At 40.8% G+C, this 24305-nt stretch carries 20 protein-coding genes; 11 read left to right on the forward strand and 9 right to left on the reverse strand.

The window, feature by feature from the left end:
* Nucleotides 1–3: 3 nt before the first annotated feature.
* Nucleotides 4–1044 carry a biotin synthase BioB gene (bioB, locus tag ABMY41_RS11590; RefSeq protein WP_349274699.1) on the reverse strand — a complete coding sequence of 347 codons (1041 nt, stop codon included), beginning with the start codon at nucleotides 1042–1044 and terminating at the stop codon, nucleotides 4–6.
* A gap of 98 nt (nucleotides 1045–1142) precedes the next feature.
* Here bioB and bioA point away from each other — a divergent pair, with 98 nt between their 5' ends.
* Nucleotides 1143–2435, forward strand: coding sequence for an adenosylmethionine--8-amino-7-oxononanoate transaminase (gene bioA, locus ABMY41_RS11595; RefSeq protein ID WP_349274700.1), 1293 nt, complete (start codon nucleotides 1143–1145; stop codon nucleotides 2433–2435).
* Between the two features lie 30 nt (nucleotides 2436–2465).
* On the opposite strand, the gene ABMY41_RS11600 is transcribed toward bioA, so the two are convergent.
* Nucleotides 2466–2900, reverse strand: a complete 435-nt coding sequence (locus ABMY41_RS11600) for an ATP-binding protein (protein ID WP_054561441.1) — start codon at nucleotides 2898–2900, stop codon at nucleotides 2466–2468.
* Between the two features lie 271 nt (nucleotides 2901–3171).
* Here ABMY41_RS11600 and asnS point away from each other — a divergent pair, with 271 nt between their 5' ends.
* Nucleotides 3172–4569 carry an asparagine--tRNA ligase gene (gene asnS / locus ABMY41_RS11605; protein ID WP_054553906.1) on the forward strand — a complete coding sequence of 466 codons (1398 nt, stop codon included), beginning with the start codon at nucleotides 3172–3174 and terminating at the stop codon, nucleotides 4567–4569.
* A gap of 99 nt (nucleotides 4570–4668) precedes the next feature.
* Nucleotides 4669–5097: a hypothetical protein gene (locus tag ABMY41_RS11610; protein ID WP_349274701.1), complete on the forward strand. Its 429-nt coding sequence runs from the start codon at nucleotides 4669–4671 to the stop codon at nucleotides 5095–5097.
* 73 nt (nucleotides 5098–5170) lie between these two features.
* Here the strand turns inward: ABMY41_RS11610 and ABMY41_RS11615 are convergent, their stop codons facing one another.
* A complete protein-coding gene (locus tag ABMY41_RS11615) occupies nucleotides 5171–6097 on the reverse strand; it encodes an FAD-binding protein (protein ID WP_175078291.1) in 927 nt (308 codons plus the stop codon).
* Nucleotides 6098–6847 carry an electron transfer flavoprotein subunit beta/FixA family protein gene (locus ABMY41_RS11620; RefSeq protein WP_054561438.1) on the reverse strand — a complete coding sequence of 250 codons (750 nt, stop codon included), beginning with the start codon at nucleotides 6845–6847 and terminating at the stop codon, nucleotides 6098–6100.
* A 193-nt stretch (nucleotides 6848–7040) separates the two neighbouring features.
* Here ABMY41_RS11620 and ABMY41_RS11625 point away from each other — a divergent pair, with 193 nt between their 5' ends.
* From ABMY41_RS11625 to ABMY41_RS11650, 6 genes are all read left to right on the forward strand, one after another.
* The gene (locus ABMY41_RS11625; protein WP_349274702.1) at nucleotides 7041–8687 is read left to right on the forward strand and encodes an electron transfer flavoprotein-ubiquinone oxidoreductase; all 1647 of its coding nucleotides are present in this window, start codon (nucleotides 7041–7043) and stop codon (nucleotides 8685–8687) included.
* 103 nt (nucleotides 8688–8790) lie between these two features.
* Complete coding sequence (locus ABMY41_RS11630) at nucleotides 8791–9255, forward strand: acyl-CoA thioesterase (RefSeq protein WP_054561436.1); 465 nt, start codon at nucleotides 8791–8793, stop codon at nucleotides 9253–9255.
* 239 nt (nucleotides 9256–9494) lie between these two features.
* Complete coding sequence (locus ABMY41_RS11635; RefSeq protein WP_175078289.1) at nucleotides 9495–10067, forward strand: outer membrane beta-barrel protein; 573 nt, start codon at nucleotides 9495–9497, stop codon at nucleotides 10065–10067.
* A 99-nt stretch (nucleotides 10068–10166) separates the two neighbouring features.
* Nucleotides 10167–10871 (forward strand): tRNA (N6-threonylcarbamoyladenosine(37)-N6)-methyltransferase TrmO, encoded by a 705-nt coding sequence (tsaA, locus tag ABMY41_RS11640; protein WP_349274703.1) that lies wholly within the window; start codon nucleotides 10167–10169, stop codon nucleotides 10869–10871.
* Nucleotides 10872–10984: 113 nt separating this feature from the next.
* Nucleotides 10985–12709, forward strand: coding sequence for a proline--tRNA ligase (locus tag ABMY41_RS11645; protein WP_287246305.1), 1725 nt, complete (start codon nucleotides 10985–10987; stop codon nucleotides 12707–12709).
* Nucleotides 12710–12851: 142 nt separating this feature from the next.
* The gene (locus ABMY41_RS11650; RefSeq protein ID WP_287246307.1) at nucleotides 12852–13685 is read left to right on the forward strand and encodes a UDP-2,3-diacylglucosamine diphosphatase; all 834 of its coding nucleotides are present in this window, start codon (nucleotides 12852–12854) and stop codon (nucleotides 13683–13685) included.
* On the opposite strand, the gene ABMY41_RS11655 is transcribed toward ABMY41_RS11650, so the two are convergent.
* From ABMY41_RS11655 to ABMY41_RS11670, 4 genes are all read right to left on the reverse strand, one after another.
* Entirely contained in the window at nucleotides 13682–16720 is a 3039-nt protein-coding gene (locus ABMY41_RS11655) for an ATP-binding protein (RefSeq protein ID WP_349274704.1), read from the reverse strand. The genes ABMY41_RS11650 and ABMY41_RS11655 overlap by 4 nt on opposite strands.
* 171 nt (nucleotides 16721–16891) lie before the next feature.
* Nucleotides 16892–18100, reverse strand: a complete 1209-nt coding sequence (locus ABMY41_RS11660; RefSeq protein WP_175078285.1) for an ABC transporter permease — start codon at nucleotides 18098–18100, stop codon at nucleotides 16892–16894.
* On the reverse strand, nucleotides 18093–18881 hold the full coding sequence (locus tag ABMY41_RS11665; RefSeq protein ID WP_054561430.1) for an ATP-binding cassette domain-containing protein: 789 nt from the start codon (nucleotides 18879–18881) through the stop codon (nucleotides 18093–18095). Before ABMY41_RS11665 ends, ABMY41_RS11660 begins: the two co-directional genes overlap by 8 nt.
* Nucleotides 18878–19690 (reverse strand): DUF3025 domain-containing protein, encoded by an 813-nt coding sequence (locus ABMY41_RS11670; protein WP_287246312.1) that lies wholly within the window; start codon nucleotides 19688–19690, stop codon nucleotides 18878–18880. The genes ABMY41_RS11665 and ABMY41_RS11670 overlap by 4 nt, the downstream gene beginning before the upstream one ends.
* 109 nt (nucleotides 19691–19799) lie before the next feature.
* On the opposite strand from ABMY41_RS11670, the gene ABMY41_RS11675 reads away from it, so the two are divergent.
* Both ABMY41_RS11675 and ABMY41_RS11680 read left to right on the forward strand, forming a co-directional pair.
* On the forward strand, nucleotides 19800–21425 hold the full coding sequence (locus ABMY41_RS11675; protein ID WP_349274706.1) for a M28 family metallopeptidase: 1626 nt from the start codon (nucleotides 19800–19802) through the stop codon (nucleotides 21423–21425).
* Between the two features lie 71 nt (nucleotides 21426–21496).
* Nucleotides 21497–22669 carry a putative manganese transporter gene (locus ABMY41_RS11680; protein WP_349274707.1) on the forward strand — a complete coding sequence of 391 codons (1173 nt, stop codon included), beginning with the start codon at nucleotides 21497–21499 and terminating at the stop codon, nucleotides 22667–22669.
* Nucleotides 22670–22730: 61 nt separating this feature from the next.
* On the opposite strand, the gene ABMY41_RS11685 is transcribed toward ABMY41_RS11680, so the two are convergent.
* A complete protein-coding gene (locus tag ABMY41_RS11685) occupies nucleotides 22731–24302 on the reverse strand; it encodes a dihydrolipoyllysine-residue acetyltransferase (protein WP_175078282.1) in 1572 nt (523 codons plus the stop codon).
* Between the last annotated feature and the right edge of the window lie 3 nt (nucleotides 24303–24305).

Raw genomic sequence — 24305 nt, forward strand, 5'->3', positions numbered from 1 at the left:
ATATTACGCTTCGTAAAATAGTTCTGATGTTGCTTTATCAGCAACTTTTGATGAAAGTGATGCAGCAACCGCTTCATCAGAATAATCTTCACGGGTTTCTGGGTTCATGCCTAATTTTTTAATCAGCATCATGTCTGCGTCTGCTTCAGGGTTTTCTGTAGTCAGTAGTTTATCACCGTAGAAAATAGAATTAGCACCAGCAAAGAAACACATAGATTGCATTTGTTCATTCATCGCCGTACGACCAGCTGATAAACGAACATAGCTTTTCGGCATCATGATACGTGCAACAGCAATGGTACGAATAAACTCAAAATGGTCTAAGTCTTCTACATCTTCAAGTGGCGTGCCTTTAACCTTAACCAACATATTAATTGGCACACTCTCAGGTTGCAGCGGCAAATTAGCTAATTGCATTAATAAACCAAAACGGTCAGCAGCCTGCTCGCCCATACCAACAATACCACCAGAGCACACTTTCATGCCGGCATCGCGCACGTTATCGATGGTGTTTAAACGGTCTTGGTAAGTACGTGTTGTAATGATCTGCTGGTAATACTCTGGGGATGTATCTAAGTTATGGTTGTAATAATCAAGGCCCGCGTCTTTTAATGCATGGGCTTTTTCGTTATCTAGCATGCCAAGGGTCATACAGGTTTCAAGGCCTAGCTCTTTAACCTCTTTTACCATTTTTGAAATATATGGCATGTCACGTTCTTTCGGATCAGACCACGCAGCACCCATACAAAAACGGGTTGCGCCTTTTTCTTTAGCAACACGCGCTTGCTCAACCACTTTTTCTACTTCCATAAGGCGTTCACGGTCTAAGTCTGTTTTATAATGACCTGACTGAGGACAATATTTGCAATCTTCTGGGCAAGCACCGGTTTTAATCGATAACAAAGTAGAAATTTGTACTTCATTTGGGTTGAAGTTTTCACGATGCACACTGGCCGCTTTAAACAACAGATCATTGAATGGCATTTCGAATAATGCTTTTACTTCTTGGTGAGTCCAATCGTGACGGACAACTGCGAGCTCCATAATAGTCTCTTTTTTTAAATTATTGGGACGGTTTGATTGGCTTAGTCTACGACTTGACGTAACATTGTCAACGAACCGAAGTGATATAAAGTTTACATATGATTAATAAACAAACAATCGATTTAGATTTTGATCGTGAGCATATTTGGCACCCTTATACTTCTATGACTCAGCCCCTTCCCGTTTACCCAGTCAGTCATGCCAATGCAAATCGTATTTTCTTAGAAACAGGCGAAAGCCTAATAGATGGTATGGCCTCTTGGTGGAGTGCGATTCATGGTTACTGCCACCCTGTTTTAAATGAGGCAATCACTACACAGGTTAGTAAAATGAGCCATGTCATGTTTGGTGGCTTAACTCATGAGCCCGCTGTTGAACTGTGTAAAAAGCTAGTAAGCATCACACCTGAGTCACTCGATAAGGTGTTCTTAGCCGACAGTGGCTCTGTGAGTGTTGAAGTTGCCATTAAGATGGCCTTGCAGTACTGGCTTAGCCAAGGTTATACCGGCAAACAAAAACTAATGACACCGCTTAAGGGATACCACGGCGATACCTTTGCAGCCATGAGCGTTTGTGACCCGGTTAATTCAATGCACAGCATGTACTCAGGGTTTTTACCTGAACATGTTTTTGTACCTGCGCCGAGTGCTAAATTTAATGGCGAGTTTAGCCCTGCAGAAGCTGATACGCTTGAAAGCTACTTTGCAGCTCACCACCAAGATGTTGCGGCATTTATCATTGAACCCATTGTACAAAATGCTGGGGGCATGAATTTTTACCACCCTGATTACTTAAAACACCTGCGCATTCTTTGTGATAAATATGATGTTTTACTTATTTGTGACGAAATCGCCACAGGCTTTGGTCGCACCGGCACCTTGTTTGCTGTTGAACACGCTAACATAGAGCCAGATATTTTATGTATTGGCAAAGCATTAACGGGCGGCATGATGACGCTCTCTGCGACATTAACCACCAGCAAAGTCGCTATTGGCATTAGTGAAGGTGAAGCCGGCGTATTAATGCATGGCCCAACATTTATGGGTAACCCACTTGCATGTGCCACAGCCTGCGCGAGTATTGATTTACTGCTCGAGCAACCATGGCAAGAACAAATTGAACATATAAATGATGTACTAACAACCCAGCTTGCAAAGTGTAAGCAACTTGATGCAGTCGTCGATGTGCGAACATTGGGGGCAATTGGAGTTGTTGAGCTTAATAGAGGTGTAGATGTTGCAAAAATTCAACGCTTTTTTATCGAGCAAGGTGTGTGGATACGCCCGTTTGGCAAGTTAATTTATTTGATGCCGCCTTACATAAGCGACGAACAAAGCTTAACTAAGTTATGCAATGCTATTTATGCAGCCATTGAACAACAGGCGTATTGAGGAAGCTGATGCTTCCTTTTCCTTTAAACTTTACCATTCAAACATATATGCCATTTTACTGATCATTCGAAGCGGTACTTTATGTTCGCAGCGCTTGGCGTAAAGATGCTGCAGCGATTTATCTTTAATTTCACCAACGATCACTTCTTTCACTTGATAACCCAGTGCAGTGGCCGCTTGTGCGTAGGCGATAAATTCCCACTTTTTAATATTAGTGTTATCAACAATTACTAACGGGATTTCTTCTGCTAAGGCATTAATAAAGCGTGCAAGGTTTAGATTGTGATACTCAGATAACTTGTACTTATCAAATTGATACACACCTTCGCTATTGTAAAAATAATCATCTGTTGCGCACACGACATAATCACTTTCATTACCAGCTACCAACTCATCAGCAAGGCTTTGTGCGTAATATGATTTACCTGAGCCTGGTAAGCCGCGAAGAATAAAAACTTGTTTCATAGCACCTGTTATACAATTTAATTAAAGACTAAAGGACAGTTATCCTATTGAGAATTGTTAATAATGCCACAAAATAACCAATTAGCGCAGCGAGAATTTAAATAAACGCAAATTTTACGCAAAATATTGCTGCTATTTTACTCAATTGAAGAAAAACTACTAAAGAGTACGCCTCAATAGTTTTTTTATTTGATTTACGAGGGTAAGATAGTCGATTCAAGTGCAATGCACAGCATTATTATATTAGGCAACTTATATCATTGGAGTGAAGATGAGCCATTTAGCGATTTCAGAGCTATTAAAAGGCAAGGTTGCGGTAGACAGCCAAGTAACAGTAAAAGGCTGGATCCGTACACGCCGCGATTCAAAAGCAGGAATTTCATTTTTAGCCGTTCATGACGGTTCGTGTTTTGATCCTATTCAAGCGGTAGTACCTAATTCACTCAATAATTATGATGAAGTAACACGTTTAACTGCCGGTTGTTCTGTATCTGTAACAGGTGTTCTTGTGCCTTCTGCAGGTCAAGGTCAGTCTTTCGAAATTCAAGCTAACTCTGTAGAAGTATTAGGTTGGGTTGAGAACCCAGACACCTACCCTATGTCTGCGAAACGTCACAGCATTGAATATTTACGTGAGCACGCACACCTTCGCCCTCGTACTAACATCATGGGCGCGGTAACCCGTGTACGTAACTGTTTAGCACAAGCGATTCACCGTTTTTATCACGAGCAAGGCTACTACTGGATCAGCACACCGATCATCACTGCAAGTGACTGTGAAGGTGCCGGTGAAATGTTCCGTGTATCTACTTTAGATATGCAAAACTTACCACGCACAGATAAAGGCGACATCGATTACAGTGAGGATTTCTTCGGTAAAGAAGCATTCTTAACAGTATCTGGTCAATTAAATGGTGAGACATATGCCTCAGCAATGTCAAAAATCTATACCTTTGGCCCTACTTTCCGTGCTGAGAACTCAAACACATCTCGTCACTTAGCAGAGTTTTGGATGGTTGAACCTGAAGTTGCATTTGCAGATTTAGAAGATATCGCAAAACTTGCTGAAGACATGCTTAAATACGTTTTCAATGCAGTATTAACTGAGCGTCGTGATGATATGGAATTCTTCGCACAACGTGTTGAGAAAACAGCTATCTCTCGTTTAGAAGAGTTCGTAACTAAAGATTTCGCACAAGTTGATTACACAGATGCTATCGAAATCTTAAAAGCGTGTGGTAAGAAGTTCGAATACCCTGTTGAATGGGGTGTAGATTTACAATCTGAGCACGAACGTTACCTTGCTGAAGAGCACTTTAATGCGCCAGTAGTTATTAAAAACTACCCGCGTGATATTAAAGCCTTCTACATGCGTCAAAACGAAGATGGCAAAACAGTCGCTGCAATGGACGTAGTTGCACCAGGTATTGGTGAAATCATCGGTGGTTCTCAACGTGAAGAGCGTCTAGATGTATTAGATAAGCGTCTAGAAGAAATGGGCTTAAACAAAGAAGATTACAGCTGGTACCGCGACCTACGTAAATACGGCACTGTACCGCACTCAGGTTTTGGTCTAGGTTTTGAGCGTTTAGTTGCATATGTAACAGGTATGGGTAACGTACGTGACGTTATCGCCTTCCCTCGTACAAAAGGCAGCGCGACTTACTAACAAGTAACGCTACATAATCTAAAAGCCGCTTTCGAGCGGCTTTTTTGTGTGTAAATCATTAAATATTTTAGCAAAGGCACTAGTCACGGTAGTTTTGATGTGTTTTTAGAGTATTTAAACTTAGATTATATTCAAGAACCTGGCAGTAATTTCATACGCTTAAAAATGGCGGGTAATAGAGGTTTATTTTCTAAACAAAAAGTAGAGCTTTATGATCAGTTCAATCAAGCGCTGGGTATAGTCCAGCGTATTCCAAATGCCATTGCCTATGATTCATATGGCGCTATTAGTAAATTAGAAAATGATAGACGTATTAATAGAGTAACTTTGCTTGAGATTGACGGTGTAAGCCCTTCTGTTGAATCAATTCAAAGTGGCGACTATGCCTTTGTAAGGCCGCTGGTGCTAATAGTAAACACACAATCACCCCGCTCAAAAAAGATTGGCGACAAACTCGCTGTGATTGTTAAATCAAACAAGATACAACAGAAAATGCTTGAGTTTGGTTACCTTCCGGTAAAACAGTAATCTGAAGATATAAACGAAAAAAAGCTGCGCACCTAAAAGGTGAACAGCTTTTAACAACCAGAATCGTTATGAATTACAGAGCGCTTTCAAGCTCTGGTAACACATCAAATAAATCAGCAACTAAACCATAGTCAGCGACTTGGAAAATTGGCGCATCAGGATCTTTATTGATGGCAACAATCACTTTAGAATCTTTCATACCCGCTAAGTGTTGAATTGCACCACTGATACCCACAGCAATATATAAATCTGGGGCAACAATTTTACCGGTTTGACCCACTTGCATATCGTTTGGTACAAAGCCCGCATCAACAGCAGCACGTGAAGCACCAATGGCTGCACCTAGTTTGTCGGCAATACCATTTAATAACGCAAAGTTTTCACCATTTTGCATACCACGACCACCTGAAATAACCACAGGTGCTGCAGTAAGCTCTGGACGTTCTGATTCAGTTTGTTCTTCTGAGACAAACTCACTCAGGCCAACAGAACCTTTACCAGCAACACTAGTTACAGCTACTGGCGCTTGCTCTGGTGCAACATCAAAGCTACTTGCACGAACAGTAATAACCTTTTTGCTATCCAATGATTTAACTGTCGCAATTGCATTTCCTGCATAAATAGGACGCTTAAAGGTATCTGCATCAATCACATCGATGATTTCAGAGATTTGCGCAACATCTAAAAGTGCAGCAACACGTGGCATAAAGTTTTTACCCGTTGTTGTTGCGCTTGCGACAATGTGTGAATAGTTATCTGCTAAAGATAAAACTAGATCCGCTAGGTTTTCTGCAAGTTGATTAGCATAAGCTGCATCATCGGCTATCAGTACATTGCTAACACCTGCAATTGACGCTGCTTGTTCACTCATTGCAGCTAAATTTTCGCCGGCAAGTAGTAAATCTACATCAAAGCCTAGTTTAACAGCAGCAGTAATCGTTTTATTGGTTTCAGGCTTTAGAACACCTTTATCGTGTTCGGCTATCACTAATGTTTTCATTTAGATCACCTTCGCTTCTGTTTTTAACTTTTCTACTAATGTCGCAACATCTTCAACGACAATGCCGCCACTGCGTTTTTCTGGCTCGTTTACTTCTACCAGCTGTACGCGAGGCGCAAGGTCTACACCTAGGCTGTCAGCAGCAATTACATCAAGAGGCTTGCGTTTTGCTTTCATAATGTTTGGTAATGAAGCATAGCGCGGTTCATTTAAACGTAAGTCTGTGGTTACAATAGCAGGTAGTTTAAGAGCAACTGTTTGTAAACCGCCGTCTACTTCACGCGTTACATTAACTGTTCCCGCTTGAACATCAACTTTAGATGCAAAAGTACCTTGGCCACGACCCGTTAAAGCAGCAAGCATTTGACCGGTTTGATTGTTGTCAGAGTCAATCGATTGCTTACCTAAAATAACCAGCTCAGGTGATTCTTGCTCTACAATCTTGCTCAGTAATTTTGCAACATGTAAAGACTCAAGCTTTTCTTCTGTTTCAATATGAATGGCTTTATCGGCACCGAGTGCTAAGGCCGTACGCAATTGCTCTTGAGATGATTTATTACCAATAGTTACAGCAACAACCTCAGTGGCCGTCCCTGCTTCTTTTAAACGAATAGCTTCTTCAATTGCAATTTCACAAAACGGGTTCATCGCCATTTTTACATTAGCTAGATCAACATCCGTTTTATCGGCTTTAACGCGTGCTTTGACGTTGTAGTCAATTACTCTTTTAATTGGAACGAGGACTTTCATCGTGACTCCATCAATTGTGTGTTCTCAAAGTTGACCTAAACGTCAACTTATTTATTTTATGAATTCAGACTACTTCCTGTTGACGTAAACGTCAACCTAAAATAACCTTAAAGTATTCACAGCCTGTAACGTTTCATTTGCAAGTATGAAATAAGGTTCTTTACAGCAGGTCCGTCACCGAGAAGAGGTTTATATGGTCGAACGCGAAACCATGGAATTTGATGTAGTCATCGTAGGCGCAGGCCCAGCAGGTTTATCAACTGCGATTAGATTGGCTCAACAAGCACAAGAAAAACAACAAGAATTAATGATCTGTGTGGTAGAAAAAGGCTCTGAGGTGGGCGCACACATTTTATCGGGTGCGGTTTTTGAAACCAAAGCACTAGATGAGTTATTACCTGATTGGCAGTCATTAGGCGCTCCAGTTACCACTAAAGTAACGCAAGATGATATTTACTGGTTCAATAACAGTGAAAAAGCCACCAGCATCCCCCACTTTGCTAGCCCTAAAACATTCCATAACGACGGCAATTATATTGTCTCTATGGGTAATGTATGTCGCTTTTTAGCAGAGCAAGCGGAAAACTTAGGAGTAGAAATATTCCCTGGCTTTACTGCGCATTCTTTGATTATTGAAGACGACACAATAAAAGGCATTATCACTGGCGATATGGGCCTTGATAAAGACGGCAACGAAAAAGATGGTTACATGCCAGGCATGGAGCTTAGAGCTAAATACACAGTATTTGCAGAAGGTTGCCGCGGTCATTTAGGTAAAGAGCTCATTAAACACTTTGCCCTTGATAAAGATGCGTCACCACAGCATTACGGTTTAGGTTTCAAAGAAATTTGGCAAATCGACCCGAGTAAACACAAAGAAGGCACAGTCGTACATGGCACAGGCTGGCCGTTAACTGGTGATACCAGTGGTGGTGCGTTTATGTATCACAGCGACAACAATCAAGTTGTAGTGGGCTTAATTGTTGACCTTAACTACTCAAACCCGCATTTGAGCCCGTTTGATGAATTCCAACGCATGAAACATCACCCTGTTTTTAAAGATGTTTTAGAAGGCGGTGAACGCATAGCCTATGGCGCAAGAGCTATTGCCAAAGGTGGCCTGCGCTCTTTACCGAAAATGCACTTCCCGGGTGGTTTACTTGTAGGTTGTGATGCCGGCACATTAAACTTTGCCAAGATCAAAGGTAACCACACAGCCATGAAATCGGGCATGGTTGCCGCTGATGTGATAGTAGCAGCTCTTAGCGACGGTAAAGAAAATGCCGATTTAGCTGAATATAAATCAGCTTTTGAACAAAGCTGGGCCTACAAAGAGCTTTATCAATCACGTAACTTTGGCCCTGTTATGCACAAACTCGGTAAGTTCTTAGGCGGTGCTTATAACACCCTAGATCAAAACCTATTTGGTGGCAGCTTACCGTTTAACTTTGAAGATAACATGCCAGATCATGCCACATTAGTTGCAGCTGATCAGGCCGAAAAAATCGATTACCCGAAAGCAGACGGCAAACTGAGCTTCGATAAACTTTCATCGGTGTTTTTATCAAATACCAATCATGAAGAATCGCAGCCATGCCATTTAAAGCTAAAAGATAACTCGATTCCAATTAAGGTCAATTTACCGCAATTTGATGAGCCAGCACAACGCTACTGCCCTGCGGGTGTATACGAAGTACAAGACGTTGAAGGTGAAAAAGAGTTTGTGATCAACTCACAAAACTGTGTGCACTGTAAAACCTGCGACATAAAAGATCCAAGTCAAAACATTACTTGGGTAACACCTGAGGGAGCTGGCGGGCCAAACTACCCTAATATGTAACGCACGTTACTCATTTAATTAAAATTTATCCTAAATTGCAGGGGCTTCGGCCCCTTTTTTAGGCTATGCTGAAAATGTCGTGTTTTATTAAAGTGAGTATAGTATGCCGTCTTCAAGTGTAACCTTTCGTTTTTTAGCTGAACCTACTGATGTCAATTTTGGCGGTAAGGTTCATGGTGGTGTGGTAATGAAGTGGATTGACCAAGCTGGTTACGCCTGTGCTGCAGGTTGGAGCGGTCACTACTGCGTAACTGTTTCTGTTGCGGGTGTAAAGTTTCAGCGCCCTATTTTGGTTGGCCAAATAGTCGAAGTGAAAGCTAGTATCGCCCACACAGGTAAAACCAGTATGCAAATCTTTATTCAAGTACGCTGCGGCGACCCTAAAACCCAAAACTTAGTTGAAACCAACCATTGTGTTATTAGTTTTATTGCTATGGATGAAGCAGGCTACCCAATCGAAGTCCCTTCATATACAGCCGTAACTGACGAAGAAAAGAAAATCGAAAACTATGCGATTAAAATGAAAGAGATCGCGATAGAAACAGAAACCCTTTTACAAAAAGCCTAAAAGCTTAAAGCAACAAAAAATTATAAACCGTACCTAGTAACTTCTACAGAGCACCCTGAAATTGTTACGACTGCCAAACTGAATGCCTGATTACAGTTTCAACAAACTGCACAAAAACCCGCTAAACAAAGCCTAAAAACAATACTTTAGGCTTTGTTTTCAGCTTGGCATTGCCGTTGCAATACTCCTTGTGAATGACGCGAAACATTCGTTTATTTATTTTATAAAGGAGCTATTAAATGATTAAAGCAATTTCACTTTCTGCACTTTCTTTAGCACTACTAGGTTTTAATAATGCTGCACATGCAGATATTACCGAAATGGATTCTCCGCGTATTTATACCGGTATCGGCTACGGCCAATATTCTTTTGAGTTTGAAGACAGTGAAAATGACACTGACTTTGATGACGATTCACAAATGCTGAAAGGTTATATTGGTACTCAGTTTAACAAGTACTTAAGCCTTGAACTGGCCTACCAAAATTTTGATGAAGTAAGCGATATCGATTCTAAAGCTGAAATTGACGGTGTTTCACTAGCAGCACGCTTAGCAGCACCAATTACAGATAGCTTTTCTGTTTATGCCAAAGGTGGTTGGCTAGAGTGGGATGCTGAAATTGAGCAAGACCTAGGCGAGCTTGGCAGTATCAGTGCTGACTCAGACGGTGGTGATGTATTTTATGGTGCAGGTGTAGAATATGCTTTCACAACAAACATGCAAGTACGTTTTGAGTATGAGCGCTATAAATTAGAAGATGATATTGACCCAGATATGGATGTAGCGTCTGTATCATTCCAATACATGTTTTAATTTAGACTATATACTCTAAATATTTAAAAGGCAGTCTCGACTGCCTTTTTTTGTGTTTGCATGTAAAATGTCGGCAGATTTTCATAACGACAATGCACAATGAGCGAATACCAATTAACTGCCGTCGGCCATATTCAATCTCCTTATAAACAAAAGTTTGCCATACCTCGCCAACCTCGTTTGGTTCCTGAGGCTAAAGCAAAGCTGGTATTTAGCAGCGATTTTAATCGTGAAGAGTTTGTACGCGGCCTCGATGAATTCAGCCATATTTGGCTGTTATTTAGATTTCATGAAACCGCAGATAAAGGCTATTCAGCAATGGTTAGACCTCCTCGCCTAGGCGGTAATGAACGTAAAGGTGTATTTGCAACACGTGCAACCTTTCGCCCAAATGCTATAGGCATGAGTGCTGTAAAACTTGAAGGCATTGAATACGAAAATGGTCAATTAAGCTTATTGCTCTCAGGTATCGATTTACTCGATGGCACACCAATTTTAGATATAAAGCCTTATTTGCCCTACTCAGATGCAATGACCGATGCCACCGCAGGTTTTGCCGATACCCGACCAGAAACCGATATGAGTGTTGAGTTTAGTGAAGAAGCTCTGGCGTTTATCGCAAAGCAAACTGAGCAACCTGAATTAAAAGCGTTTATAAGCAATGTATTAAAGCAAGATCCTCGCCCAGCCTATAAAAAGCAACGTGACTCAGAACAAAGCTACGGCATGACCTTATATGATTTTAATATTAGGTGGCATGTTCAGGCCAATCATAATACAGTGACCAGCATTGAAAAATGCTAGTTTTTAGCATATAGCGCTTTAGTGTCAGTGCTTCCACTGGTAAACTTAGCGCCTTGTTATTACTCAAACGTCTTGAGTAAACGATAATAATTTTAACACTACTTGGAATAGAGATGCGTACCAGTCAATATATACTCGCAACACTTAAAGAAACTCCGTCTGATGCAGAAATAGTTTCTCATCAATTAATGCTACGAGCAGGCATGATCCGCCGCGTTGCGTCGGGTTTGTATACATGGTTGCCCTCTGGTCTACGCGTACTTAAAAAAGTAGAAAACATCGTACGTGAAGAAATGGATAAAGCAGGCGCTATCGAAATGTTAATGCCTATTATCCAACCAGCTGATCTTTGGGAAGAGTCTGGTCGTTGGGAGCAATTTGGTCCTGAATTACTTCGTATTAATGACCGTCACAACCGTCCATTTGCACTTGGCCCTACACACGAAGAAGTGATCACTGATTTTGTACGTAAAGAAGTGAGCTCTTATAAGCAATTACCGCTTACTCTTTACCAAGTACAAACAAAAGTACGTGACGAAGTTCGCCCTCGTTTTGGTGTAATGCGTGCTCGTGAATTTACGATGAAAGATGCTTACTCTTTTCACTTAAGTGATGAGTGTTTAGAGAAAACATACCAAGTAATGCACAAAGCATACTGCAACATCTTCGAGCGCCTTGGTCTTGATTACCGCCCTGTTATCGCTGATACAGGTTCTATCGGTGGTAGCGTTTCACATGAGTTCCATGTACTTGCAGAATCAGGCGAAGATGCAATCGCATTTAGTGATGCAAGTGATTATGCTGCAAATATCGAAAAAGCAGAAGCACTAGCACCGGCTGAAGAGCGCCCAGCTGCAAGCAAAGAGCTAAAAGCGTTCCCAACGCCTGATGCAAAATCAATTGCTGAGCTTAAAGAGCACTATGGTGTTAAACCTCATCGCGGCGTGAAAACATTAATCGTATATGGCGCACCAGATGAAAACGAACAACGTGGTTTAGTTGCCCTTGTATTACGTGGTGACCATGATCTAAACGAGTTAAAAGCTGAGAAACACCCGCTTGTAGACTCACCGCTTGAAATGGCAAAAGAAGAAGACATCGTTGCTGCTATTGGCGCAAAACCAGGTTCATTAGGCCCGGTCGGCCTATCAATGCCAATCATTGTTGACCGCACAGCTAACGTAATGGCTGATTTTGTAGCTGGTGCTAATAAAGATGGTGAACATTTCAGCGGTATCAACTGGGATCGCGATGTAGAAAACTACGAAGTGGCTGATATCCGTAATATCGTGGAAGGCGACCCTAGCCCGTGTGGCCAAGGTTCACTGCAAATTAAACGCGGCGTTGAAGTTGGCCATATTTTCCAACTTGGCACTAAGTACTCAGAAGCAATGAAAGCAGGCGTATTAAGTGAATCAGGTAAAAACCAAGTAATGACAATGGGTTGTTACGGTATTGGTGTATCACGTATCGTAGCTGCCGCTATTGAGCAAAACAACGACCAATACGGTATTAAATGGCCGCAACCTATCGCACCTTTTGATTTAGCGATTGTTCCTATGAACATGCATAAGTCTCATCGTATTCCTGATATCGCTGAAAACCTTTACAAAGGTTTAAAAGATGCAGGTTTAGACGTGTTATTTGATGACCGTAAAGAGCGCCCTGGTGTTATGTTTAACGACATGGAATTACTAGGTGTACCTTTCACGCTAGTTATTGGTGAGCGTAACCTTGATGAGAATAAGGTGGAGCTTAAAAACCGTCGTACTGGTGAAAAGCTAATGCTTGATTTAGATAGTGCCGCTTCCGAAATTGCCGCACTTGTTAAAGGCTAATTAAGTCAGCTCAACAAAATATAAAAAACCGCTTCGGCGGTTTTTTTGTATTTATTAATTGTCATAGATGTTTCGCTAAAGCGTCTTTTAACTGTCATTGATCCTGCCTAGCATTTACTTTATTACACCATGAGTAAATGCCATGAATAACACCACTTGCAGTAGTAAAACCCACTATCCTGCCGTTTGGATTTCCGACGTTCACTTAGGTTATAAAGACTGCCAAGCGCAGTATTTACTAGACTTTTTAAATGCGATTGAATGCGATGTTCTGTATTTGGTCGGTGATATTGTCGATTTATGGTCGATGAAACGACAGTTCTTTTGGCACCCTAGTCATTATGATGTATTAGCGCTTATCCAACAAAAAGCGAAAGATGGCACACGAGTGATCTATATACCGGGTAACCACGACGAAACCTTTCGCCATTATGCCAATGATTCATTATTCGGTATTGAAGTACATAAACAATATATCCATACCACAAAAGCCAACAAACGGTTTTTACTGTTACATGGCGACGATTTTGATTCAGCAACCCGCTACAACAAATTAATCAGTATTGCGGGCGATGCAGGATACGACTTTTTACTTTTTTTAAATCGTTGGACTAATCGCATTCGCCGTTTATTTGGCGGTAATTATTGGTCATTGGCCTCTTGGATCAAAGCACGCGTGCATAAAGCACGTGAAGCAATTGACGCATTTGAAAAAGCAGCCATCCACGAAGCAAAAAAACAAGCCGTCGATGGCATCATTTGTGGGCATATTCATCACCCAGCCGTTAAAGTGGTTGATGGAATTTTGTATTGCAATGATGGCGACTGGATTGAAAACTGCACTGCGTTAGTTGAAAACAGCTCTGGACGTATTGAGTTATTGCACTGGAGTGAAACACAAAAAGTGATTCACTCTGCTGATATTAGTACATTAACGCCTAAACCTGCATTTAATAAAGACCGCGATGCCGCTTAAGACTTCAGCCACATTGAGAGCTTTTTACGCAATGTGGCTTGTTTAATAGGCTTGGTGATATAGTCGTTCATGCCAACACTAAGGCATTTCTCTCTATCGCCAGCCATGGCGCTTGCGGTCATGGCTATGATCACCACATCTTGATACCTTGGGCCTGTTTTACCTTGTCGGATTGCTTTAGTACAGTCATAACCGTTTAAGTTTGGCATTTGGCAATCCATTAAAATCAGATCAAACTGAGTATCACTGTTGTTTAACACCTCAATTGCTTCTAGGCCATCACTGGCAGACTCAATATGCACATGGCCATCTCTTAAGATCGCTTTGCTTACCTCAATATTAATCATGTTATCGTCGACGATAAGCACTGAACGAGATGTTAAATCAAGCTCAATAACTTCTTTAGTATCTGTATTTTTACGCTCAATAACAGAGTTGTTATCATTAAATAAAACCGAGATTTTATAGGCTAATTCATCAGGAGTGACCGGTTTTGCAATAACAGTACAATTGCTTGGTAATGTTTCTTTTTGTTTAAGTGATGCCATAACCCCTAAAATTAATACACAAGTGTCTGGGTATCGATTTGCCAAATTCAACACATTGTTTAGTTCTGGGTGTTTATGATCAATAATAAGTAAATCTAACTTATTGAAATCATAGTCAGATATATCACTTAATCGAGAAACTTTCGATGGCCGAGGCTGAAAAGTTTTCTCTAATTGGGTTTCAATGTTCTGACCAAGCAGATCATATAAAACCGCACAACCAACGTGTTTGTTATTCAAAGCCGTAATCGCACCCAGCTCTTTTAATGAGCCACTGAGTGACACTGTGATACTTGCACAAAAGCGGCTGCCTTTTCCTTTTTCACTTTCAAAGATAATATCACCGCCCATCAACTGAGCGAGTTTTCTGCTTATTGAAAGCCCTAAACCGCTGCCACCATAATGGCGTGTGGTACTTGAGTCCTCTTGGGTAAACACTTCAAACAATTTACTTTGGTTTTCTTTCGAAATACCAATACCTGTATCTTCAACAACAAAGCTTAGGCAAAGCGACTTATCTGAATGCAGCTGCTCCTTAACCGTTAAACTTACATGCCCTTTATGAGTAAACTTGAATGCATTACTGAGCAAATTATTGAGAATTTGTTTTAAGCGGTGGCTATCACCCATTACAGCACGCTGAGTAATAGCATGCGCATCGAACAGGATTTCAATACCTTTTTTCTGACCTTGAACGGCCATCGATGTTATTAAATCACTGCACACTGAAACTACATCAAACTCATGACTATCTAAGTCAAGTTTACCTGCTTCAATTTTTGAAAAATCGAGAATATCATTAATCAGTGTCATCAATGAGTTAGCGCTGGTATTTGCATAATGTAAGTATTGCATTTGCTGAGTAGATAATGGTTCTTCTTCAAGCATTTCGAGCATGCCAAGGACACCATTCATCGGAGTGCGGATTTCATGGGAAATGTTAGCGACAAATTCACTTTTAGCTTTACTAGCAGCTAATGCTTGTTCGGTGGCCTTTTCGAGCTCGGCTGTGCGGCTTTTTACTTTTTCTTCTAGTGTGACATTAAGCTTTTCTAGTTGATGTTGAGCGCACTTAAGTGAATCAATATTGCGTAGTATTGCCGCTATTTGATATTGCTGCTTCGCTGCATCAAAAACAGGTGTCATGGTAATAGAGAAATAATGAGTGCTGTGTTCACTAATGTGAACCGCTTCAAACGAGCAACGCTGCCCTTCTTTAATGGCTTGTGCAATCCCTTGAAAATCTTCATCGTTATAATTAAACAAGGTATCAAAATGGGTGGTTTGTTCTGTAATACCAAAAAATGTTTTTGCTGTTTCATTGGCATTACAAATAACGCCATTTGGCTGAACCATAATGATGGCATCTGTTGAGCTTTCAATTATTTTGCTGTTTTTTTCTTTTAAAAAACTGAGCTCAATTTTTCTGTTGATGTCACGTTGATAAACTATAAATAACATCATGACTGCAAAAATGATTAAGCATAATATGCCAATAAACCTTAATCGCTTTTGATGTATTTCATTGAGTAATGTATCTGTATTTATTGAGACAGCCAGTGTGAGTGGCTGCATTTGAACGCCATTGTTAAACTCAATAATTTTCTGAACATATAATTTTTCAGGCAAGTTAACTACATCAAAAAAATCAACGCCTGCCATTTTTTGTTCAGTGCTAAATTCTTCAGACCAATAATGAGCATCATCCAGCTCAAAACTAAAACGGTATGATTCCTTTGGATGATAGATAAATTGTTGCTGCGCATTTAATAAATACACTGACAGATTATCAGCGGTGTTACTGGTAAGCTTATTAAGCAAATCGGCTGCATAATAGTTGAGGATCAACACTGCGAACGGCTTACCTTCATTATCTTTTACTAATTTGGCTATCCTATATGTGCTGATATAAGGCTGTTGTAAACGGCCATTTTCACGATTGTAGTTAATGGGTGAAATGTAAATTTGGCCATTTTCAAGCTTTGCCGTAATTTGCATGTAATCACGTTGGCCTTTGTGTTGTAACTTGTCATCAGCCACTCTATAAGCCTGACCATTTAAACTATCAACCCGCACAACTTCTTTGCCATTATCAGCAATATAAATGTACCGAGCTTGTGCGAGGTCTTTATCTGTTGACATAAAACCAGTAAAGATTTTTGCTAGGCGGTCTTTCCATGCTGAGATAGGCGTGCCTAAAACGGGATCTATATTTTGATCATTTGTAGCACGCATGATTGCAAGCACTGGCGGGGTTGAATCTAAGAAGTTAAGTGCTGAAATATTCTCTCTTAAACTTGTTTTTAATACACTTTCTTTAGTGTCGAGCTCTCGCTGCATCTGTTCAAAGGTGCGAGTGAACACATCTTCTCGTAGATCATATTCATATTTTACAGTAACAAAAATGCCCAATACTAAAAAAACACATAATGCCAGTATTGGTAATTTATGACGTTGATAGAAATGCGCTGAATGTCCAGAATCCATTGAATCGAAAGCCTTCTTTTCTACTCTCCTTTAGAGTATAGGAGAGAATAGTAATAAAAGCGGAGTATACAGAAAATATATTAAGTAATAAGGATTGGCAGGTACTTAGCTTGGCTTAAAACAAATAAAGCACCAAAATGGTGCTTTATTATTAGGTAAAATCAGTATCTCTTATCTAAATAAGACATCTTCTTTATTAAACCATTTAACGCAAAACGCAAGTAATGCACCTGCCACAATGACTGTCGCTAAGAAAATTAAACCCACGAGTGTGTAATCAACTGTACCTTTAATAATTTCTTTGATTGCCAAAGCTACATTTGTAACAGGAATGAATGCTGTTTTGCTCGTCAGTTCAACATTTGGCATCAAGGCAACCATAATTGGAAAAATTACACCCATGCTAAGTGGTGCCATGTAGTTTTGCGCTTCTTTAAAGGTTCGCGCATAAATTGAAATAGCCAACGCTAATGATGAGAAGATTGCAGCAATAGGTAATAACAACACAAAAATCAGCCCTAAATCTAATACGGTTAAAGAGCTAAATGCGTTTTTAACAACTGCTAAATCTACAAATGCAATGGCCACTGATATCCACACACCCATACTGAGTACAGTAATGGTGGTTGTCGCAATAGAAGAAGCAAGTAAGGTTACAAACTTACCTAACACCAGCTGTGTACGGGTGATTGGTGTAAGTAGAAGGGTTTCGAGCGTACCGCGCTCTTTTTCACCAGCTCCTAAATCAATCGCCGGATACGTTGCGCCCATCAATACCAGAGGAATAAGTAGATAAGGAATAAACCCACCTATTTTCTCGCCAAGATTTTCACGTTTATCTGCAGTGTCGACCTTCACAACTTTAATAGGCTCGATAATGGCAGCTTGTTGCTCTTCTGATACACCAAAGCTTAATAGTTTGTTTGTACGCAGCGCATCGCCATATTCTTTTGCCAGTTCTTTGACACGGTCAAATAGGAAATTAATTGCTTTTGCGTCGTTATACACAACTTGCCATTCGCTTTGCTTTGCATCATCTAATGTTTGCTTAGCGTCTGACGGTAAATAGATACCCATGTCTATGGTGCCTGCTTTTACCGCTTTAGTGAGATCTTCTACCGTATTAAAGGTTTCGTCGCCTTTATATAAAGCAAAGCTCTTATGGTAAAACACCTTATCGGTAAAATCTTGCGCGTAATTTCCATTGATAATAGCGTAAGTATGGACCTCTTGTTCTGCCTCTAACGCCGCTTGTGAACTAATAAAGGCCATAACAGCAAATAAAAGTGGGAAGATAGCAACCGGTAGTGCAACAACGAATATCAATGTTTTACGGTCACGTAATAGCTCTTTTAATTCCTTTTTAAATACTTCAAACATCACGGCTCTCCGTTAAAATATTCATAAACGCTTGGTTCAATTCTTCGCTTTGACCCGTTTGTTTAAACTCATCTAAGGTGCCATCAAAGCAACTAATTCCTTGGTTTATCACTGCAACACGGTCACAAAGTAAGGCAACTTCATCTAAGTGGTGCGTTGAGAAAATAACTGGTGTGCCCTGCTCTTTAAGGCCGCGAATAAAGTTAATTACAGTTTGCGTAGTCATGATATCTAAACCAGTTGTCGGCTCATCAAGAATAACCACATCAGGATGATGAACAACAGCGCGGGCAATATTGGCTTTTTGTTTCATACCTGTTGAAAGGTTTTCGGCGCGTTTATCAATAAAGCTGTGCATATCAAGCAAGGTGAATAGCTCATCACAACGAGCGGCTACCGCTTTTTTACTCATGCCATGTAAACGGGCAAAGTATTCAACGTTTTCTTTAACTGTTAAACGCCCATATAAGCCGGTACTACCTGACAGAAATCCAATTGACTTGCGGCCAACTAATGGCTTTTTAACGATATCATGACCAGAGATGGTAATGCTGCCTTCATCTGGTTTTAAGGCTGTTGAAATCATTCTAAGGGTGGTTGTTTTACCGGCACCATTTGGGCCGAGTAAACCGAGTACTTCACCTTTGTTACATTGAAAGCTGACGTCTCTTACAGAATGAAAAAACTCTTTATCTTCACGGGGGTCTACGTTGTCCGTTTTATTTTTTTTATGATCTTTTGTTAGCTTAAACTTCTTTTTAAGCCCTGCCACTTCAATCATGTGCGTTTCCTTCGTTTCGGTCTAAAGTAATCAGTGTTACTGTAAAATTCTGGATTTTCATTGTCAGTCCACCATCCTGGTACGCCTAACAAGGGTAAGGGTGATAAATTTTTATTATCACGCAAACAATCATCAAGCTTTATCATCTCATAAAGACGTTGATCTAGATACGCATATTGCTCGCTTAAATCTTTACAAAATATGTCATCAGGAACAATTACAAATAATGCTTTACCCGTTAAACCAATATACGGCTGAGTGAGCATTTCGTAGTTAGCATGACCAAACATAAATGGCCTAATGCTTTTTCCCCAATGTTCACGTTGTTCTACAAAGGCTTGCTGCCATTGGTGGTCGCGTAATTGATGCTGCCAGCTTTGCTCAGTAATTGCCAGCACCACACCGCATTCGTCAAATAAAGTAAGCGCATTTCGGTGTTTACTACGCTCTTTTAGACCATGCAGTTTAATTTCTTCAATATGCTGATGATTAATCAGCGCTTTGGTTTTTGGAAATAAACACCAAATAAAGCCACCAAAAAGGTCATGCCAATTTTGTTGTCTTGTTGGTACTTGCCCCGTCTCAAATATGATTTGCTCATAATAACGGGTTTCATCAGCAAACTTTTCATCTTCAACAAAGGTTATGGCTTTGCCCTGTGTAGTTTTCGCATTTAGATATTGATTAAACCACTGGCAAGATGGCCAATCTGACAGTTTATCTAAATTAAATAGCGTCGCTAGGTCACTAAAAGCACCCGTTGTGAGGTATTGTGTTGACCATTGCTCGGGAGCATTAAATCGTTTCATTGCTTATTTTTAACTTCTTGATGTATTGTGGGTAGTTTACCGTAAAAACTGGTTCTCATTAATAGAACCTCATATACTAATGCCACCATAAAACAAAAAAAGAGCTATTATGAAACGCTATTTTCCAATGACAGTCCTTGCAAGTGCCATTCTTGCGGGCTGTGCTTCAACAAGTATCACATCAAGTGATGTCGAAAAAGCCTATCAAAGCATTAATTCAGAGCAATTAGCAGAGCATATTAAAGTGCTTGCCTCTGATGAGTTCGGTGGCCGTGCACCCTCATCTAAAGGTGAAGAGCTAACGCTTGCCTATTTAACCGACCAATTTAAAGCATTGGGTTTTGAGCCGGGTAACGGTGATAGCTTCTTACAAGAAGTACCGCTTGTTTCACTAGAAGCTGATTCAGACATGGTACTTACCATTGGCGGCAAAGATTACCAATACAAAAAAGATATGGTAATGGGTAGCAGCCGTATTAGTGCTAAGCAAAGCATTAAAGATTCTGAATTAGTATTCGTTGGCTACGGTGTTAATGCACCAGAATACAACTGGAACGACTACGAAGGCCTAGATGTTAAAGGCAAAACAGTTGTTATGCTGGTAAACGATCCTGGTTTTGCGACGAAAAACCCTGATTTATTCACCGGCGATGCCATGACCTATTACGGTCGTTGGACATACAAATATGAAGAAGCAAGCCGTCAAGGTGCAGCAGGTGCGATTATCATCCACGAAACAGCACCGGCTTCTTACCCATGGTCAGTTGTTGAAAACTCTTGGAGCGGTGAGCAATTTGGTTTCCAAAAAGAAAATAACAACATGGACCGTGTTGCTGTTGAAGGCTGGGTAACAACTGATGTTGCTAAAGAGCTTTTCACAAAAGCAGGCTTAGATTTCGATACCATGAAAGCGAATGCGGCAAAAGGTGCTTACCATGTTGATATGGGCGACCTAACTGCAAGTGTTGAAGTAAATAACACAATCAAAAAGTCAATTTCGTATAACTTTATCGCGACGTTACCGGGTAGCGAAAAGCCAGACGAGCACATCATTTATTCAGCTCACTGGGATCACCTTGGTACTGATAAAACCCGCAAAGGCGACCAAATCTATAATGGTGCCCATGATAATGCAACGGGTACTGCTGGTTTAATCGAAGTTGCTGAAGCATTCGCTACGTTACCTGAGCACCCTAGCCGTTCAATGACTTTCTTAGCCGTTACTGCTGAAGAACAAGGTTTACTTGGCTCGAAATATTATGCTGCAAATCCAGTGATCCCAGCATCACAAACGGTTGCTAACATCAATATGGATAGCTTAAACCTATTAGGTAAAGTAAAAGACATCAATGTTGTTGGTATTGGTAAATCAGAAATGGATAGCCTGCTAGAAACAGCTGCTAAAGCACAAGGCCGTACAGTATCTGGTGACCCTAAACCGTCTTCAGGTGGTTACTACCGCTCTGATCACTTTGCATTTGCAAACATGGGTGTACCAGCAATGTATGCCGGTGGTGGTAGTGAAGCACTTGACGAAGAAACGGCAAATTACCGTAAGCGTATGAGCCTAGTGCTTCGTGGTTGTTATCATCAGCCTTGCGACCGTTACCGTGATGAATGGGATTTATCAGGTGCCGTTCAGGACCTTCAGTTATTCTATCAAGTAGGTTTTGATATCTCAGAACGAAAAGAATGGCCGACCTGGAATGCCACTTCTGAGTTCCAACGCAAATAGATGTAAATGAGATTGATTTACATTTAAAATCGTAATACAGTGTACCCTGATTAATTTTTAGGTTGCACTGTATGCTCTCACTAACACAAACGAGGTTTATTCCTAATAAAGCGAGGTGTTACATTACGGACAATAAACGCTTAATTTTACCCCTTTTATTACTGATTTCTTTAGCGGTACCTACAAGCCGAGAATTCACCCTACAAGCACTGAGTGATGCTTTTTTTCAAGTATCTGTATTTGTTGCAGCCACCTTATTAATCTATTACTACCTTATTGATCGACTTCCTCAATTACAGCTTAGCTATTTACGTGCTAAATCAGGCATTCTAGAGGTGAGCTTTGCGTCTATTTTAGGTGCTTTGCCTGGCTGTGGGGGTGCGATAATCGTTGTAACCCAATTTACCAAAAAACAAGCTAGCTTTGGCTCTGTTGTTGCCGTATTAACAGCAACCATGGGCGATGCCGCATTTTTACTTTTAGCAACACGCCCGCTTGATGGTTTATTAATGATGTTAATCGGTGTTGCTGTGGGTATTATTAGCGGTCAGATAGTTAATACCTTTCATAACCCCAACCAATTTCAACCTGATGAAGCAGGTGAATACAGCGAGCAGCCACAATGCCAACCAAGGGCTTTGAAGTTTAGCCGACCTATTTGGAAATTTACCTTAGTACCAAGCTTAATTATTGCTTTTGTCATAGCGACCAACTCTGACCTGAGCGCATTTAGTCATAGCGTTAACACTGGCATCACCCTGTTTGGCTCAATCATGGCGTTATTTACTGTGGTTGTATGGGCACTTTCATCAAAAGGCAGCAGTTATAAACAAGTAACCAGTGAAGAAGCGCCTTGTACACCTCCTTCTAAACTCACGAAAGTGTTAATGGACACGCACTTTGTCACAGCTTGGGTTGTTGCCAGTTTTATGCTGTTCGAAATTCTCGTTAATCTAGTTGGCGTTGATTTAACTGCCTGGTTTTCTGAGTATGCTTATCTAGCACCGCTGGTGGCTGTAGCAATCGGTTTATTACCTGGCTGCGGGCCACAAATCGTTGTGATGACACTCTATATACAAGGTATTATTCCATTTAGTGCGATGGCAGCCAATGCAATTTCAAATGATGGCGATGCTCTATTCCCAGCTATCGCCTTAGCGCCAAAAGCGGCCTTAATCGCGACGGTGTATTCAACAATTCCAGCGCTGTTACTCGGTTATGGATTGTATTTTTACGGTAAATAACAAATACAAAATTTACGATTAAAAAAACCAGCCGAGGCTGGTTTTTTAATGCTTACTAATGTTAGCTCATCGCCATCATCATTTTTGCAGGGTCTTCTAAGTAAGACTTCCATAAGTTATTGAAGCGGGCAATTGTTCCGCCATCAATCACTCGGTGGTCTCCAGACCAGCTTACTTGCATAATAGCAGCTGAAACAACATTGCCTTGTGCATCAAAGCGAGGTAAATGCTGCAGTTTACCTAAAGCAACAATCGCTACTTCAGGTTTATTGATGATTGGGGTTGCAATTGTGCCGCCAATCGCACCGATGTTAGAAATGCTAATAGTGCCGCCTTTCAAATCATCCGGTGAAACACGACCATCACGTGCTGCTTCAGTTAAACGAGTCACTTCGTTTGCAACATCTACGATGCTCTTTGACTGGCATGATTTAATGTTTGGTACTAGTAAACCAATCTTAGAATCAACCGCCATACCGATGTTATGATCATCAAAGTAAGTTAGCTCGCTGCAATCATCATTTACTTGCGAGTTTAGTACTGGGAATTGCTTAATCGCTAACGACAGTGCTTTGATAAAGAACGGCATCATAGTGAGCTTAACGCCCTGTTGCTTATACTGCTCTTTAAGCTCACTGCGCATTGCAATTAGTTTAGTTAGGTCAATTTCATCACAGAAAGTAAAGTGAGGAATTGTCGAAACTGAAGCAACCATTTGCTTAGCCATTGCTGCTTTAATGCCTTTAATAGGCTCTACGCGACTGCCACCAGAAGACGCCACAGTTGATACTGGCTCTGCCGCTTTTGGCGCAGCTTGTTGTGATGCTACTTGGCTTGGTGTTTCATTCAAGAAATCTTCGATATCTTGTTTGTAAATACGGCCATTTTTACCAGACCCTGGTACTTGTGTTAAATCAACATCAAGTTCGCGGGCTTTACGACGAACAGCAGGTGAAGCAACAGCTTTCTTATTCAGTTGTTTGCTAGAGTTTGCCGAAGTCGCAGGCTTCTGCGAAGGTTTAGTTGCTGCATTTGTTTGCGCTTTAACCACTGCAGAACTTACATCTGGCTCTGCACTTTGGCCGGCAATGCTCATTTGGAATAATGGGCTGTGAACCGCTGCAATATCACCTTTTTGATAATAAAGCTTTTCAACTTTACCTGTGTATTTAGCCGGAATTTGCACCAATGCTTTGTCTGTCATTACATCACACACAGCTTGGTCTTCTACGATTTCATCGCCTTCACTCACTAACCACTCAACGATTTCACACTCAACGATACCTTCACCGATATCTGGTAAAATGAAATCTTCTAAGTGCTCACCAGTCTCAGATGATGCTTCAGTTGCAGTAGCAGGAGCTTGCGCTTCTTCGCTTTGTGTTGGTGCTTCGCCATCAACATCCATTGCAAATAATGGTGCATGTACTTTCGCAATATCCCCTTTTGCATAATAGAGCTTACTGATCACACCATCATGAACAGCAGGAATTTGCACAAGCGCCTTGTCAGTCATAACATCACAAATAGGCTGGTCTTCTTTTACAGAATCGCCTTCTGCAACTAACCATTCAACAATTTCACACTCTACGATGCCTTCGCCGATATCTGGCAAGATAAAATCTTTAGACATACT

The organism is Pseudoalteromonas sp. BZA4, from assembly GCF_040104395.1.
Taxonomy (GTDB): Bacteria; Pseudomonadota; Gammaproteobacteria; order Enterobacterales; family Alteromonadaceae; genus Pseudoalteromonas.

Excerpts from the sequence above, each read along its gene's own strand:
- ABMY41_RS11685 (WP_175078282.1), bottom strand. The coding sequence starts at position 24,302 with ATGTCTAAAGATTTTATCTTGCCAGATATCGGCGAAGGCATCGTAGAG.
- ABMY41_RS11645 (WP_287246305.1), top strand. The coding sequence starts at position 10,985 with ATGCGTACCAGTCAATATATACTCGCAACACTTAAAGAAACTCCGTCT.
- ABMY41_RS11620 (WP_054561438.1), bottom strand. The coding sequence starts at position 6,847 with ATGAAAGTCCTCGTTCCAATTAAAAGAGTAATTGACTACAACGTCAAA.
- ABMY41_RS11615 (WP_175078291.1), bottom strand. The coding sequence starts at position 6,097 with ATGAAAACATTAGTGATAGCCGAACACGATAAAGGTGTTCTAAAGCCT.
- ABMY41_RS11655 (WP_349274704.1), bottom strand. The coding sequence starts at position 16,720 with ATGGATTCTGGACATTCAGCGCATTTCTATCAACGTCATAAATTACCA.
- ABMY41_RS11650 (WP_287246307.1), top strand. The coding sequence starts at position 12,852 with ATGAATAACACCACTTGCAGTAGTAAAACCCACTATCCTGCCGTTTGG.
- bioB (WP_349274699.1), bottom strand. The coding sequence starts at position 1,044 with ATGGAGCTCGCAGTTGTCCGTCACGATTGGACTCACCAAGAAGTAAAA.
- ABMY41_RS11665 (WP_054561430.1), bottom strand. The coding sequence starts at position 18,881 with ATGATTGAAGTGGCAGGGCTTAAAAAGAAGTTTAAGCTAACAAAAGAT.
- ABMY41_RS11635 (WP_175078289.1), top strand. The coding sequence starts at position 9,495 with ATGATTAAAGCAATTTCACTTTCTGCACTTTCTTTAGCACTACTAGGT.
- ABMY41_RS11625 (WP_349274702.1), top strand. The coding sequence starts at position 7,041 with ATGGTCGAACGCGAAACCATGGAATTTGATGTAGTCATCGTAGGCGCA.
- bioA (WP_349274700.1), top strand. The coding sequence starts at position 1,143 with ATGATTAATAAACAAACAATCGATTTAGATTTTGATCGTGAGCATATT.
- ABMY41_RS11680 (WP_349274707.1), top strand. The coding sequence starts at position 21,497 with ATGCTCTCACTAACACAAACGAGGTTTATTCCTAATAAAGCGAGGTGT.
- ABMY41_RS11670 (WP_287246312.1), bottom strand. The coding sequence starts at position 19,690 with ATGAAACGATTTAATGCTCCCGAGCAATGGTCAACACAATACCTCACA.
- ABMY41_RS11660 (WP_175078285.1), bottom strand. The coding sequence starts at position 18,100 with ATGTTTGAAGTATTTAAAAAGGAATTAAAAGAGCTATTACGTGACCGT.
- ABMY41_RS11630 (WP_054561436.1), top strand. The coding sequence starts at position 8,791 with ATGCCGTCTTCAAGTGTAACCTTTCGTTTTTTAGCTGAACCTACTGAT.
- asnS (WP_054553906.1), top strand. The coding sequence starts at position 3,172 with ATGAGCCATTTAGCGATTTCAGAGCTATTAAAAGGCAAGGTTGCGGTA.
- ABMY41_RS11600 (WP_054561441.1), bottom strand. The coding sequence starts at position 2,900 with ATGAAACAAGTTTTTATTCTTCGCGGCTTACCAGGCTCAGGTAAATCA.
- ABMY41_RS11675 (WP_349274706.1), top strand. The coding sequence starts at position 19,800 with ATGAAACGCTATTTTCCAATGACAGTCCTTGCAAGTGCCATTCTTGCG.
- tsaA (WP_349274703.1), top strand. The coding sequence starts at position 10,167 with ATGAGCGAATACCAATTAACTGCCGTCGGCCATATTCAATCTCCTTAT.